Annotated in this window: 10 protein-coding genes; 8 read left to right on the forward strand and 2 right to left on the reverse strand. The window is 58.7% G+C overall.

From position 1 onward, the window contains the following. Positions 1–211: 211 nt before the first annotated feature. Together aceF and aceE are read right to left on the reverse strand one after the other, a co-directional pair. Positions 212–1,840, reverse strand: coding sequence for a dihydrolipoyllysine-residue acetyltransferase (gene aceF / locus VGC62_RS17115; RefSeq protein WP_331188263.1), 1,629 nt, complete (start codon positions 1,838–1,840; stop codon positions 212–214). Positions 1,841–1,994: 154 nt separating this feature from the next. Next, complete coding sequence (aceE, locus tag VGC62_RS17120; RefSeq protein ID WP_331188264.1) at positions 1,995–4,640, reverse strand: pyruvate dehydrogenase (acetyl-transferring), homodimeric type; 2,646 nt, start codon at positions 4,638–4,640, stop codon at positions 1,995–1,997. A gap of 381 nt (positions 4,641–5,021) precedes the next feature. Between aceE and glnE the strand changes: the two genes are divergently transcribed. From glnE to VGC62_RS17160, 8 genes are all read left to right on the forward strand, one after another. Further along, positions 5,022–7,970, forward strand: a complete 2,949-nt coding sequence (gene glnE / locus VGC62_RS17125; RefSeq protein ID WP_331188265.1) for a bifunctional [glutamate--ammonia ligase]-adenylyl-L-tyrosine phosphorylase/[glutamate--ammonia-ligase] adenylyltransferase — start codon at positions 5,022–5,024, stop codon at positions 7,968–7,970. A 232-nt stretch (positions 7,971–8,202) separates the two neighbouring features. After that, positions 8,203–9,237 (forward strand): lipopolysaccharide heptosyltransferase II, encoded by a 1,035-nt coding sequence (gene waaF, locus VGC62_RS17130; protein ID WP_331188266.1) that lies wholly within the window; start codon positions 8,203–8,205, stop codon positions 9,235–9,237. Position 9,238: 1 nt separating this feature from the next. After that, positions 9,239–10,303 (forward strand): lipopolysaccharide heptosyltransferase I, encoded by a 1,065-nt coding sequence (gene waaC, locus VGC62_RS17135; RefSeq protein ID WP_331188267.1) that lies wholly within the window; start codon positions 9,239–9,241, stop codon positions 10,301–10,303. After that, positions 10,303–11,427 carry a glycosyltransferase family 4 protein gene (locus VGC62_RS17140; protein ID WP_331188268.1) on the forward strand — a complete coding sequence of 375 codons (1,125 nt, stop codon included), beginning with the start codon at positions 10,303–10,305 and terminating at the stop codon, positions 11,425–11,427. The genes waaC and VGC62_RS17140 overlap by 1 nt, the downstream gene beginning before the upstream one ends. Next, positions 11,424–12,230, forward strand: coding sequence for a lipopolysaccharide core heptose(I) kinase RfaP (gene rfaP / locus VGC62_RS17145; protein ID WP_331188269.1), 807 nt, complete (start codon positions 11,424–11,426; stop codon positions 12,228–12,230). The genes VGC62_RS17140 and rfaP overlap by 4 nt, the downstream gene beginning before the upstream one ends. Beyond that, entirely contained in the window at positions 12,230–12,964 is a 735-nt protein-coding gene (locus tag VGC62_RS17150; protein WP_331188270.1) for a lipopolysaccharide kinase InaA family protein, read from the forward strand. Before rfaP ends, VGC62_RS17150 begins: the two co-directional genes overlap by 1 nt. Further along, positions 12,961–13,713: a lipopolysaccharide kinase InaA family protein gene (locus VGC62_RS17155; protein WP_331188271.1), complete on the forward strand. Its 753-nt coding sequence runs from the start codon at positions 12,961–12,963 to the stop codon at positions 13,711–13,713. The genes VGC62_RS17150 and VGC62_RS17155 overlap by 4 nt, the downstream gene beginning before the upstream one ends. Positions 13,714–13,743: 30 nt before the next feature. Further along, entirely contained in the window at positions 13,744–15,195 is a 1,452-nt protein-coding gene (locus tag VGC62_RS17160) for a lipopolysaccharide kinase InaA family protein (RefSeq protein ID WP_331188272.1), read from the forward strand. The last annotated feature ends 114 nt before the right edge of the window (positions 15,196–15,309 follow it).

Below are 15,309 nucleotides of genomic sequence, written 5' to 3' on the forward strand. Positions count from 1 at the left end.
TCAGCTCGCCTTTTTCGACTTGGTCGACGACCGACAATTTAAAAGTCAGCGTGTAGTCTCGCTGACTACGCCTTTTTGCTGATTCCATTACGCCCTCCTGAAAATAGATCAGAAGGTGTAAACCTTATTCAGGACGGGACACTCGGTATTTAAAGGGGACAGATTTATTTACGGTGGAGCGCTGTAAATAAGATCAGTCCCCTTTACGCCCTTACAGCAAGATCGTACGAATGTCGGCCAGCAGATCGCTCAAACGCTTGGTGAAGCGAGCGGCAGCAGCGCCGTTGATCACGCGGTGATCGTAGGACAGCGACAGTGGCAGCATCAGTTTTGGCTGGAACGCTTTGCCATCCCAGACCGGCTGGATGGTTGCCTTGGACACACCCAGGATCGCCACTTCCGGTGCGTTGACGATTGGCGTGAAACCGGTGCCGCCAATGTGCCCCAGGCTTGAGATGGTGAAGCAAGCGCCCTGCATTTCGTTCGCCGACAGCTTCTTGCTGCGCGCTTTCTCGGCCAGTACAGCGGCTTCGGCAGCGAGCTCCAGCAAGCTCTTCTTGTCGACGTCCTTGATCACAGGGACCAGGAGACCGTCCGGGGTGTCCACGGCAAAGCCGATGTTCACGTACTTCTTGCGGATGATCGCTTTGCCGCTTGGCGCCAACGAGGCGTTGAAGTCTGGCAGCTCCTTGAGCAGGAAGGCGCAGGATTTGAGCAGCAGCGGCAGGATGGTCAGCTTGACGCCAGCTTTCTCGGCCACAGCTTTCTGTGCCACGCGGAAAGCTTCCAGATCAGTGATGTCGGCCTGGTCGAATTGGGTAACGTGCGGAATGTTCAACCAGCTGCGGTGCAGACCGGTCGCGCCCAGTTGCATCAGGCGAGTCATCGGCACTTCTTCGATTTCGCCGAAACGGCTGAAATCGACTTCCGGAATTGGCTGGATACCCATGCCGCCGCTTGCGCCGCCTGCTGGAGCGTCCTTGGCCTTCTGCATCATGTTTTTGACGTAAACCTGCACGTCTTCTTTCAGCACGCGGCCGTGTGGGCCGGTGGCTGCGACGGCGCTTAGCTCAACGCCGAACTCGCGGGCCAACTGACGAACCGCCGGGCCGGCATGAACCTTGGCACCGCTGCTTGCAGCAGGTGCAGCAGTCGGAGCAGCTTCAGCTTTCGGAGCCGGCGCAGCGGCAACGGCAGGCGCTTCGGATTTCGCTGGAGCCGGTGAAGCAGCTTGTGCTGGCGCGGCGGCAGGCGCAGCCCCCGTTACTTTCAATTTCAGGATCAAGTCACCCGTGCCGACTTCGTCTTCGAGCTTGACGCTGATGCTTTCGACGACGCCTGCGGCAGGCGAAGGGATTTCCATGCTGGCTTTATCGGATTCGAGAGTGATCAAGGATTGATCAGCTACGATGCTGTCGCCCACCTTGACCATCAGTTCGATGATCTTGGCTTTGCCCGACGAACCGATGTCAGGGACGTGAATGTCCTGAACACTTTCGGCGCCAGCAGCCGTTGAAGCGGCGGTTGGAGCAGGCGCGGCTTCAACGGCTGGCTTTTCAGCGGCGGCGGGCGCGGCAGCAGCGGGAGTAGCGGCGGCTGCAGCTTCGCCTTCGACTTCCAGATCAAACAGCGCGTCGCCTTCTTTCAGGCGGTCGCCCAATTTGACCTTAAGGCTTTTGATGACGCCAGCCTTGGGAGCCGGGATTTCCATGCTCGCCTTGTCGGATTCCAGCGTCAGGATGCTCTGGTCGGCCTCGATGCGATCGCCTTCCTTGACCATCAACTCAATGACTTCACCTTCACCGTTGCCGATGTCGGGTACGCGAATTAGCTCACTCACAATGTCTCTCCTTCGGAGAACCTGTTCTTTCTCGATTGCGCCGACTTCAGTTGCAGCGAAAACAGCGTCGGATGCTCATTTACCGATGTAAATTCCGCATCCTCGGCTGTTTCGCGCAATCAGTCAGCGCTGTATGCGATCTTGAAGCAGACTCTTAACAGTCCAGTGGGTTGCGTTTTTCAGGGTCGATACCGAACTTGACGATGGCTTCAGCCACCACTTTAGGTTCGATATCGCCGCGATCGGCCAAGGCTTCCAGCGCTGCCAGCACCACGAAGTGACGGTCGACTTCAAAGAAGTGACGCAGCTTCTTGCGGCTGTCGCTGCGACCGAAGCCGTCAGTGCCCAGCACTTTATATTCCTTGGTCGGAACCCACTGACGAATCTGGTCAGCGAACAGTTTCATGTAGTCGGTCGAAGCGATCACCGGGCCTTTACGGCCATTGAGACACTCTTCAACGTAGCTCAGCTTGGGCTTTTGGCCTGGCTTCATGCGGTTGCTGCGCTCGACGGCCAAGCCATCGCGACGCAATTCGTTGAAGCTGGTGACGCTCCAGACGTCCGCGCCGATGTTGAACTCTTCACGCAGGATCTTCGCCGCCTCGCGCACTTCGCGCAGGATGGTGCCCGATCCCAGGAGCTGCACGTGGTGCGCGGCTTCGCGGGTGTCTTCTTCGAGCAGGTACATGCCCTTGACGATACCTTCCTCGACACCGGCCGGCATGGCCGGTTGGACGTAGGATTCGTTCATCACGGTCAGGTAGTAGAAAACGTCCTGCTGTTCTTCGAACATCAGGCGCATGCCTTCGCGGATGATCACCGCCAGTTCGTAACCGTAAGTCGGGTCGAAAGTGCGGCAGTTCGGGATGGTCGAGGCCAGGATATGGCTGTGTCCATCTTCGTGCTGCAGGCCTTCACCGTTGAGCGTGGTACGACCGGCGGTGCCGCCGACCAGGAAGCCACGGGTGCGGCTGTCGCCAGCGGCCCAGGCCAAGTCACCGATACGCTGGAAACCGAACATCGAGTAGAAGATGTAAAACGGAATCATCGGTTGGTTATGGGTGCTGTAGGACGTACCGGCAGCAATGAAGGACGACATGGCGCCTGCTTCGTTGATGCCTTCCTCGAGGATCTGACCTTTCTTGTCCTCGCGGTAGAACATCACTTGCTCTTTATCGACTGGCTCGTAGAGCTGGCCGACGGCTGAGTAAATGCCCAACTGGCGGAACATGCCTTCCATACCGAAGGTACGGGCTTCGTCGGGGATGATCGGCACGATGCGCTGGCCGACTTCCTTGTCCTTGACCAACTGCGCGAGGATGCGCACGAACGCCATGGTGGTGGAGATTTCGCGATCGCCGGAACCATCGAGGATGGCCTTGAGGGTTTCCAGTGGCGGGGTCGGCAGGGTGAAGCTTTTGGCGCGACGCTGCGGCACGAAGCCGCCCAGTGCGGCGCGACGCTCGCTCAGATAGCGGGCTTCGGCGCTGCCTTCTTCGGGTTTGAAGAACGGCAGGGTGTCCAGTTGCTCGTCCTTGACCGGAATATCAAAGCGGTCACGGAAGCTTTTCAGGCTATCGACGTCGACTTTCTTGGTGTTGTGCGCGGTGTTTTTCGCTTCACCGGCGCCGGTGCCATAACCTTTGATGGTCTTGGCCAGGATCACGGTCGGCTGACCTTTGTGGTTAACCGCCTGGTGGTATGCCGCGTACATCTTGTACGGGTCATGACCGCCACGGTTGAGCTTCCAGATTTCGTCATCGGACAGGTCTGCGACCATGGCCTTGAGTTCTGGCGAGTTGAAGAAGTGCTCACGTACGAACGCGCCGTCTTTGGCTTTGTAGTTCTGGTATTCGCCGTCGACCACTTCGTCCATCCGGCGTTGCAGGATGCCATCGACGTCTTTGGCCAGCAGTGGGTCCCAGAAACGCCCCCAGACGACTTTGGTCACGTTCCACTGAGCGCCACGGAACACGCCTTCGAGTTCCTGGATGATCTTGCCGTTGCCGCGAACCGGACCGTCGAGACGTTGCAGGTTGCAGTTGACCACGAAAATCAGGTTGTCGAGGTTTTCACGACCGGCCAGGGAGATGGCTCCCAGCGATTCTGGTTCGTCGGTTTCGCCGTCGCCCAGGAAACACCAGACTTTTTGCTTGCCTTCCGGGATGTAGCCGCGATGTTCCAGGTACTTCATGAAGCGCGCCTGGTAGATCGCCTGGATCGGACCCAGACCCATGGAAACGGTTGGGAACTGCCAGAAATCTTTCATCAACCACGGGTGTGGGTAAGAAGACAGGCCTTTGCCGTCGACTTCCTGACGGAAGTTGTTCATTTGCTCTTCGGTGATCCGGCCTTCCATGTACGCACGGGCGTAGACGCCTGGCGATGCGTGACCCTGGAAGTAGATCAGGTCGCCGCCGTGTTCGTCGGTCGGGGCCTGGAAGAAGTAGTTGAAGCCAATGTCGTACAGCGTCGCACTGGAAGCGAAGCTGGAAATGTGTCCGCCCAGATCCGGGTCATTGAGGTTGGTTTTGACAACCATGGCCAACGCGTTCCAGCGTACCAGCGAGCGAATGCGGCGTTCCATGAACAGGTCGCCAGGCATGCGTGCTTCGTGGGTAACGGGGATGGTATTGCGGTATGGCGTAGTGATGGCGTAAGGCAGCTGCGAACCACTTCGTGTGGCCAGCTCACCCATACGGGTCATCAAATAATGAGCACGGTCTTCGCCTTCTTTGTCGAGAACCGATTCCAGGGCGTCCAGCCATTCCTGGGTTTCGACGGGATCGAGGTCTTGCATGGCTTGCTCCAGGGCGGAAAGGCTTCCAGAATCGGTTGCCTGAGTTTGTTGCGACTGGCCTTGTGGGCAGACGACGTAAATTCTTGGATGACCGGAGTTGTACCCGGTCGTGTAGTTTTACTACAAATCGTTGGCCATTTCAGCTTTTCGACTTGTATATACAGTAGTAAAACTACAGTTTTACGAGCTTTCAGCTCATGTGGCGTAGTGAGATTAATCGTTAAATTTGGTTGGAAACTAACGGGTCACCTTGAAAAGCTTAGCTGGCTACCAACAAACAAAGATCGCCGGCAATTTTTAACCTTTGTTCGACAGTCCTCCCGTGACGTGTTTCTTGTTTTCACTGCGGGGGAGTGTTTTGAACGCCGATCAGGATAGACCATGAGCCTACCTTTGCTGGCTGAACTGCCGGCCATCCTTCTGCCGTTGGTCACTCGCGCGCAACAATCGTTTCGTGCATCGCTCGCTTCGCTGCCCAACGGGCTGGAGGCCGCCTTCGATGCGTGGCCCGCGTCGCGTCTTGGCGCGTTTGATCGGGTATGTGCCGCCAGCGATTTCGTTGCGCAGCAGATAGCACGCGATCCGCACATGCTGTTCGAGCTTGCCGACGCCGGCGAGCTGGAGCGCAGTTTTGCCACGGGCGAACTGCGTGAGCAACTTGCCGTTGCAGTGCGCGCCGCCACCAGCGAAGAGGAGCTTGGACGTAATCTACGTCGGCAACGCACGCGCCAGCAAGTCCGAATTATCTGGCGTGACCTGACCCGCCAGGCAGACTTGATTGAGACCTGTCGCGACCTTTCCGACATGGCTGACGGCAGCGTCGACCTGGCTTATCAGTGGCTGTACGAGCGCCATTGCGAACAATTTGGCACGCCGATCGGTGGTCGCAGCGGTGAACCGCAGCCGATGGTCATCCTCGGTATGGGCAAGCTTGGGGCCGTCGAACTTAATCTGTCCTCTGATATCGACCTGATTTTTGCCTACCCCGAAGGTGGCGAAACCCAAGGCGTCAAGCGCCCGCTGGATAATCAGGAGTTCTTCATTCGGCTAGGCCAGCGGCTGATCAAAGCGTTGGACCCTGTGACAGTCGATGGATTTGTGTTTCGCGTCGACATGCGCCTGCGGCCTTATGGTTCGTCCGGCTCGCTGGTGCTCAGCTTCAATGCGCTGGAGCAGTATTACCAGGATCAGGGCCGCGACTGGGAGCGTTACGCCATGATCAAGGCGCGAGTCGTCGGCGGCGATCAGCGTCAGGGCGAGGTGCTGCAGGAGATGTTGCGTCCTTTCGTCTACCGCCGTTATCTGGACTTCTCGGCCATCGAAGCGCTGCGCACCATGAAGCAACTGATTCAGCAGGAAGTCCGGCGCAAAGGCATGGCCGAGAACATCAAGCTGGGGTCGGGTGGCATTCGTGAGGTGGAGTTCATCGCTCAGGCGTTCCAGTTGATTCACGGCGGGCGAGACCTGAGTTTGCAGCAGCGTCCGCTGCTCAAAGTGCTGCGCACCCTGGAAGGGCAGGGTTACTTGCCATCCGCGGTGATTGAGGAACTGCGCGAGGGCTATGAGTTCCTGCGTTATACCGAGCACGCGATCCAGGCCATTGCCGACCGTCAGACCCAGATGCTGCCCGATGGCGATCAGGATCAGGCGCGGATTGCGTTCATGATGGGGTTCCCTGACTGGTCGAGTTTTCACGAGAAGTTGATGTATTGGCGCGGGCGTGTGGATTGGCATTTCCGTCAGGTGATCGCCGATCCCGATGAGGAGCAAGGCCAGCCAGATACCGATGTCGCTGTTGGTGGAGAGTGGCTACCTTTGTGGGAAGCCTCGCAAAACGAAGAAAGCGCCTGCCGACAGTTATTGGAAGGCGGGTTTGTGGACGCGAAGATGGCGCTCAAACATCTGACCGATCTGCGTAATAGCTCTCAACTGCGGTCGATGCAGCGTTTGGGGCGCGAGCGCCTTGATGCGTTTATTCCGCGTCTGCTGGCGCAAGCCGTGGAGCATGAAAATCCTGATTTGGTATTGGAGCGCGTGCTGCCCTTGGTGGAGGCGGTTGCGCGTCGCTCGGCCTATTTGGTGTTGCTCACCGAGAACCCCAGTGCGTTGCGTCGCTTGCTGACCTTGTGCGCGGCCAGTCCCTGGATTGCTGAGCAGATCGCGAAATTTCCTCTGTTGCTCGATGAACTGCTCAATGCAGAACGACTGTTCAGCCCGCCCCATGCGCCTGAGCTGGCTGCTGAGTTGCGTGAACGGCTAACGCGAATTCCCGAGGACGATCTTGAGCAGCAAATGGAGGCGCTGCGGCATTTCAAGCTGGCGCACCGCTTGCGGGTTGCTGCATCGGAAATCACCGGCAGCCTACCGTTGATGAAGGTCAGCGATTACCTGACCTGGCTGGCTGAGGCGATTCTTGAGCAAGTGCTGGCCTTGGCCTGGCGGCACACCGTTGCCCGTCACGGCGCACCTCGGCGTCCTGATGGCACATTGTGCGATCCGGGATTTGTGATTGTCGGTTATGGGAAAGTCGGTGGCCTGGAACTGGGGCATGGTTCGGATCTGGATTTGGTATTTATTCATGATGGCGACCCGCAGGCTGAGACCGATGGGCCGAAACCTATCGATGGCGCGCAGTTCTTTACGCGTTTGGGGCAGCGCATCATTCATTTGCTGACCACGCAGACCAACTCCGGCCAGTTGTATGAAGTCGATATGCGCCTGCGCCCGTCCGGCGCCTCAGGGTTGCTGGTCAGTTCGCTGGGGGCGTTTTCCCGTTATCAGGAAAACGAAGCCTGGACCTGGGAGCATCAGGCGTTGGTCCGCGCTCGGGTGTTGGTGGGTAGTCGCGATGTCGGCGCCGGCTTTGAAGGCGTGCGCGCCTCAGTGCTGGCACACGAGCGCGACCTGACCGTGTTGCGCCAGGAGGTCAGCGAAATGCGCGCCAAGATGCGTGACAACCTTGGCACCCGGATTACCACGGCCGGAAAAGGCGCGAACGCCTTCGAAGCCACCACGCCCTTCGATCTCAAGCAGGACGCCGGTGGTATCGTCGATATTGAATTTATGGTGCAATACGCCGCCTTGGCGTGGTCTGGCAAGCATTCAGAGCTGCTGCGCTACACCGATAACATCCGGATTCTCGAAGGCCTTGAACAGGTCGGCCTGATCCCTGCTGCCGACGCCAGCTTGTTGCGTGAGGCCTACAAGGCTTACCGCTCAGCCGCTCACCGTCAGGCGTTGCAGAATGAGGCAGGTGTGGTGCGCGGTGATCAGTTTCAGGTTGAACGGCGTGAAGTGATGCGGATTTGGGGCGAGTTGGGATTGAGTTGATCCAACCGGTGACTGCCCTCTGTAGGCGCGAATTGATTTGCGAAGCGATGTTCCAGCCGCTGGTGATTTGTCGTCTGCGCTGGCCCTTCGCGAATCAATTCGCTCCTACAGGTGAGCCCGGCGTTTGATGGGCACTTATATAAAGCTATGACAGGGAGGCGTCAGGTTGTGTGCAAGCGTCACGCAGCCTGATGAGCCTCCCTGCTCGTTTCTGGTCGTTTTTGGATTGAGCATGAAAATTCTGATCGTTGGGCCCAGTTGGGTCGGTGACATGGTGATGGCGCAAACGCTATTCCAGTGCCTGAAACAGCGTCACCCGCAATGCGAAATCGATGTACTGGCGCCAGAGTGGAGCCGACCGATCCTTGAGCGCATGCCCGAGGTGCGCACGGCCTTGAGCTTTCCGCTCGGCCATGGTGCGCTGGAATTGGCGACCCGCCGGCGCATTGGCAAATCCCTCAAGGGGCAATACGACCAGGCAATCGTGCTGCCGAACTCGTTGAAATCGGCGTTGGTGCCGTTTTTTGCCAGCATTCCCAAGCGCACCGGCTGGCGTGGCGAGTTTCGCTATGGCCTGCTCAACGATGTGCGCACGCTGGACAAGCAACGCTATCAGCTGATGATCGAGCGCTTCATGGCGCTGGCGTTCGACAAAGGCGCCGAGTTGCCGCATCCCTATCCAAAACCTAGCCTGCAAATCGAAACCGCCAGTCGCGAGGTAGCACTGGCCAAGTTCGGTCTGGTACTGGATCGTCCTGTGTTGGCGTTGTGCCCAGGCGCTGAGTTCGGCGAATCCAAACGCTGGCCCGCCGAGCATTACGCCAAAGTCGCCGAAACCAAGATTCGTGAAGGCTGGCAAGTCTGGCTGTTCGGTTCAAAAAAAGATCATCCGGTGGGCGAAAGCATTCGTGAGCGTTTGATTCCGGGGTTGCGTGAAGAGTCGGTCAACCTTAGTGGCGATACCTCATTGGCCGAGGCGATTGATCTGCTGTCCTGTGCTGACTCGGTGGTGTCCAACGATTCCGGGCTGATGCACGTCGCTGCGGCGTTGAATCGGCCATTGGTCGCGGTGTACGGCTCTACTTCTCCGGGTTTCACGCCGCCGCTGGCCGACCACGTGGAAATCGTCCAGTTGGGCATCGAGTGCAGCCCGTGTTTCGAGCGTACTTGCCGTTTCGGTCACTACAACTGCCTGCGTCTGCTTGAGCCGGCTAGGGTGGTCCAGGCATTGAATCGCCTGGGTGGCACCCCGGTCGAGGTTGCCTGACTTGCGGGTATTGCTGATAAAAACGTCGTCTCTTGGAGACGTGGTTCATGCCCTGCCAGCGTTGACCGACGCGGCGCGCGCGATACCCGGTATTCAGTTTGACTGGGTGGTGGAGGAGGGTTTCGCCGAAATTCCCGCCTGGCACCCGGCCGTTTCGAATGTAATCCCGGTGGCGATTCGGCGCTGGCGCAAGAGTCTCTGGCAAACCCTCAAAAGCGGCGAGTGGCGACGCTTCAAGCAGCGCCTGCGCGACACGCATTACGATCTGGTGATCGATGCACAGGGTTTGCTGAAAAGCGCATGGCTGACGCGCTACGTCAAAGCGCCGGTTGTGGGCCTGGATAAGCATTCGGCCCGCGAACCCTTGGCAGCGCGTTTTTATGATCGAGCCTATCCAGTGGCGCGCGGGCAGCATGCGGTTGAGCGTTTGCGCCAGTTGTTCGCGCAGGCGTTGGGTTATGAAGTCCCGGCGGGGCTGGGCGATTACGGTCTGGACCGCAGTCGCTTGCTGGGCGCTTCAAGCAGTGTGCCGTTCGTGCTGTTTCTGCATGGCACCACGTGGACGACCAAGCATTGGCCGGAACTGTACTGGCGGCAACTGGCCGAGCGCGTGATTGGGCAGGGGCTGCAAGTGCATCTGCCGTGGGGTAACCCAGCGGAAAAAGCCCGTGCCGAGCGCATCGCCGAGGGGCTGGATAATGCCATTGTGCTGCCCAAACTGAATCTGGCGGGTGTCGCCAAAGTGCTGGCTGGCGCGCAGGCTTGCGTTGCGGTGGACACCGGGCTCGGCCATTTGGCGGCGGCGCTGGACGTGCCGACGCTGTCGCTGTACGGCCCGACCAACCCCGGCCTGACCGGCGCCTATGGCAAGTCGCAAGTCCATCTGGCAAGCGACTATCCGGCGTGCGCGCCGTGCTTGCAGAAAAAATGCACGTATCGACCGACGCTTGAGGATCAGCGTCAGTTCGATCTCGAACGCGAGTGGCCACTGTGTTTCACTCGCCTGAACCCCGAGCGAGTGGCGGGCCAACTGGGCACGCTGGTGCTGGCAAAGGAACACGACTGATGCAATTGGCATTCGTGCTGTACAAATACTTCCCGTTTGGCGGCCTGCAGCGTGACTTCATGCGCATCGCCCTTGAGTGTCAGCAGCGCGGTCACAAGATCCGCGTCTACACGCTGATCTGGGAAGGCGACGTGCCGCCTGGCTTCGAGGTTTTGGTGGCGCCGGTCAAGGCGATCTTCAATCACCGGCGTAACGAAAAACTGACCGACTGGATGAACGCAGACCTCGCCAAGCGCCCAGTGGACCGCTTGATCGGTTTCAACAAAATGCCGGGCCTGGATGTTTATTACGCCGCCGACGGTTGTTTTGAGGACAAGGCGCAAAACCTGCGTCACTCGCTGTATAGGCATTGGGGGCGTTATCGCCACTTCGCCGAATATGAGCGCTCGGTGTTTGGCAAAGACGCCAAAACCGAAGTGCTGATGATTTCCGAAGTGCAGCAGCCGCTATTCATCAAGCACTACGACACGCCGCTTGCGCGCTTTCATCTATTGCCGCCGGGGATTTCCCAAGACCGTCGTGCGCCTGAAAACGCCGCTGAAATTCGCGCTGAGTTCCGTCGCGAATTCAAGCTGGCGGACAGTGACCTGTTGCTGGTGCAAATCGGCTCAGGCTTCAAGACCAAAGGTGTTGATCGCAGCCTCAAAGCGCTGGCCGCGCTGCCTTCGGAGCTTAAAAAACGCACCCGGTTGTTTGTAATAGGCCAGGACGACCCCAAAGTATTCCACCTACAAAGCACGGCATTGGGATTGGGCGATCACGTGACCTTTATGAAAGGCCGTAGCGACATCCCGCGTTTTCTGCTCGGTGCCGATCTGTTGATTCACCCGGCGTACAACGAAAACACCGGCACGGTGTTGCTCGAAGCGCTGGTGGCCGGGCTGCCGGTACTGGTCAGCGCGGTGTGTGGGTACGCCCATTACATTGCCGAGGCCGACAGTGGGCTGGTGCTGGATGAGCCGTTCGAGCAGCATCAGCTCAACGACTATCTGGCGCGCATGCTCAAAGACAATGCGGCACGCAGCACCTGGGGCCGAAACGGTCTGGCATTTGCCGACACGGCCGACCTTTACAGCATGCCGCAGCACGCTGCGGATGTGATTCTGGCGGAGCACCACGGATGAAATTGATCCTCGATGAACCGTTCAAAAGCCTCTGGGCCGGGCGTGATGCGTTCGAGGCCGTCGAAGCGCTGGACGGGCAGGTCTATCGCGAGCTCGAAGGCCGACGCACGCTGCGCACCGAAGTCGACGGGCGTGGTTATTTCGTCAAGATTCACCGGGGCATCGGTTGGGGCGAAGTGGCGAAAAACCTGCTGACCGCCAAATTGCCGGTGCTCGGAGCAGGCCAGGAGTGGGAGGCGATCAACCGTCTGCACGAAGTGGGCGTGGCGACCATGACCGCCGTGGCCTATGGCGAGCGTGGAAATAATCCTGCGGCCCAGCACTCTTTCATCATTACTGAAGAGCTGGCGCCGACCGAAAGCCTGGAAGACGTCAGCATCAACTGGCGCAATGCCCCGCCCGATCCACGCCTCAAGCGCGCCTTCATCGCTGAAGTCGCGCGCATGGTCAGCACCATGCACCGTGCCGGGGTCAACCATCGCGACTGTTACATCTGCCATTTCCTGCTGCACACCGATAAGCCGATCACGCCGAACGACTTCAAGCTTTCAGTCATCGACCTGCACCGTGCTCAGGTGCGTCCGGCGATTACTCAGCGCTGGCGCAACAAGGATTTGGCCGCGCTGTATTTCTCGGCGCTGGATATTGGCCTGACGCGCCGCGACAAGTTGCGCTTTCTCAAGGGCTATTTCCAACAGCCGCTGCGCCAGATCATTGCGCAGGAATCTGCCCTGCTCAGTTGGCTGGAGGCGCGCGCCGAAAAGCTATACCAGCGTAAATTGCGTTACGGGGATGCGCTCTGATGGCGGGTTGGAAACTTGAGCCGGCTTACGCTTCATTGGCACACGACTTTGGCAGCCTCGATGCGGTATTCGCCTTGCAGGGCGAGCGGCTGACACGCGACCCGCTTTCTGAAGTGATTCGTGTGCAGCGTGAAGGCGTTAATTATTACGTCAAACGTTACGTCGGCGCCGGCAAAGGCTTGCGCCGTTATCTGGGGCGCCCTCGGGTGAAGTCCGAATGGCAGAACCTCAAGCGTTTCGCTAAATGGGGGATTCCCACGGCCGAGGTCGTGGCCTGGGGGCTGGAGCGCAAAGGCGCCGCCTATGCCCGTGGCGCGTTGATCACCCGCGAGCTGCCTGGCACCGAGGATTTGTCGGCGTTGGCGTTGCAACATGATCCGCGTCTGACCGATCGCGCCTGGGTCGACAGCATCAGTCGCCAGGTCGCCCGTTACACCCGCACGATGCATGATCACCACTTCACGCATAACGATCTGAAGTGGCGCAACTTGTTGGTCAACGATCAGGCAAAGCTGTTTTTCATTGACTGTCCCAACGGTGCATTTTGGGTCAGTTTCATGTTGCGTTATCGAATCACCAAGGATCTGGCGTGCCTGGACAAGGTCGCCAAACATCACCTTTCAGCGACCCAGCGGCTGCGGTTCTACCTGCAATATCGCGGGCGTGAACGCTTGAACAACTCGGATAAAAAACGCATCCGCCATATCGTCAGCTTTTTCGAGGGCCGCGAATGAGTGTTTTCATTGCCGAACCTGACCGGGCATTACTTGAGCGGCACGGGCTGGCTGATTTCGATTCGTTGTGGGACGTTGAGCTTGAAGCAGTCGATGAGCCCAACACCGGGCGCGGCGGTTGGAGCAGTGTGTTTCGTCTGGAGCTTGAAGGCTGCGGCTATTACCTCAAGCGCCAAAGCAATTATCTGACCCATACCTTGCATCATCCACTGGGCGAGCCGTCGTTTTCCCGCGAGTTTCGCAACATCAGCCTGTACCAGAAGCTCGGAATACCGGCGCTGCACGCGGTGTTCTACGGTGAGAAGAAGGTCGACGGCGAGCGCCGCGCGATTCTGATGACGCGTGCGCTAGATGGTTGGACCGATCTGGACACGTTGTTGCAACAATGGGCTGAGCTTTCAGCCACTCAACGTCTGGCGATTTTGCAGGCGTGTGGTGAACTGGCCCGCACCCTTCATCAGGCGGGTCAGGTCCACGGCTGTTTCTACCCCAAGCATATTTTCCTGCATGCACGGGCGGGCGCTTACATGGCCCAGTTGATCGATCTTGAGAAAACCCGCAAGGCTCTGTTCGGTCAGCGTGATCGGGTCAAGGATCTGGAGCCTTTGCTGCGCCGGGCTCCGGTCTGGAACGAGGCGGAAATTCGCGAGTTGCTGGGTGCTTATCTGCAAGCCGCCAGTAATAGCGTTGCGGTCGATGGGTGGTGGCAGCGCTTGGCGCAACGTGGCAGCCATAAGCGCAGCCGATAAGCTGTGCAGTCATGAAAGAAGAGGGCACCGATGCGTTTGTCTGAACTGAAAAACGCCGGGCGTACGCCGACGTTACCCCTGAATATCGCCTTGGCCGATGCCGCAGGCTCGGCTGAGCTGCAATTGCTCAGTTTGCTGCGTGTGCTGCCGGGCCAGCGTTATGTGGGCGCGGGTGTCTGGCGCGGTCGGCCGGTGTTGGCGAAATTGCTGGTCGGGCAAAAGGCGCCACGGCACTTTCAACGTGAATTGGCCGGTGTGCGTTTGCTCGCAGAGCAGGGCATGACCACGCCGCTACTGTTGGCCGATGGGCTGCAGGAAGGCGAGGGTGGCTGGCTGCTGTTCGAGTTACTGGAAAACGCGCAAAGCCTGGGCGATGCCTGGGCTGATGTGGAAAACCTGCCACCACTGTCGGATGAGCAACAAGCCGTGCTGGGCGAGGCGTTGTCGGCAATCGGTCAGTTGCACGGCAAAGGCTTGTGGCAGGAGGACCTGCACCTGGACAACCTGCTACGTCGGGGCGGCAAGCTGTACTTGATCGACGGTGCAGGCATTCGGGTGGAGCAAGCGGGCAAGCCGTTGTCGCGGCACAAGGTGCTGGAAAACCTTGGCGTGTTCTTCGCTCAGTTGCCCAAGTCGCTGGAGCCGTTCATCGAAGAGCTGCTGGTCTATTACCTGTTGAGCAATGGCGAGCACGGCTTGCCGGTGGAGGCGTTGCACAAGCAGATCGACAAAGTGCGTGCCTGGCGCCTGAAAGACTTTCTGACCAAAGTCGGTCGCGATTGCAGCTTGTTTAGCGTCAAGGACAGTGCTTTCCAATTGCGCGCGATTCGCCGGGAAGAAGAGGCGGCGATGAATCCCGTGCTGGAAGCGGCCGACGCGTTGCTCGATCAAGGGCATCTGTACAAGACCGGTGGTGCGGCCAGTGTCGCGAAGGTCGAGGTAGCTGGTCGGCCACTGGTGATCAAACGCTACAACGTCAAGAATTTCGCCCATTGGCTTAAACGCTTCTGGCGTCCGAGCCGCGCCTGGCATTCGTGGCGTGAGGGCAATCGTCTGGTATTCCTCGGGATCGCCACGCCTAAACCTTTGGCCGTGCTGGAGCAGCGATTCTTCTGGCTGCGGCGTAAGGCTTATCTGATTACCGAGTACTTGCCCGGCCCTGACATCATCGAGCGGTTTGCGCCGTATGTTGAGTCCGGGGAGGTGCCGCATGTGGAGTTGCAGGCGCTGGATCAGTTGTTTGCGCAATTGATCGAAGAACGAATCAGTCATGGCGACTTGAAGGGGCATAACGTGTTCTGGCAGCAGGATCGCTGGGCGCTGATTGACCTGGATGCGATGTGTCAGCACGGCTCACAGGCATCGTTCGCTGACGCATTTGCCAAAGACCGCGCACGCTTCATGCGTAACTGGCCGGCCGACAGTGCGCTGTACCAATTGCTGGAGCAGCGCATTGCGAAGGTTTTAAAAAGCGCCGAGTGACGTCGAGAGTATTACGTCTGAGCCACAACGGCGCAGGGGGCACGGTTTACCCGCGATGGCAGTCGTGCCGGCCCTCAAGGTTTTGCTGGGCGTACTGCCATCATTGCAAGCAAG

It is taken from the genome of Pseudomonas sp. (assembly GCF_036404235.1).
Lineage (GTDB): Bacteria > Pseudomonadota > Gammaproteobacteria > Pseudomonadales > Pseudomonadaceae > Aquipseudomonas.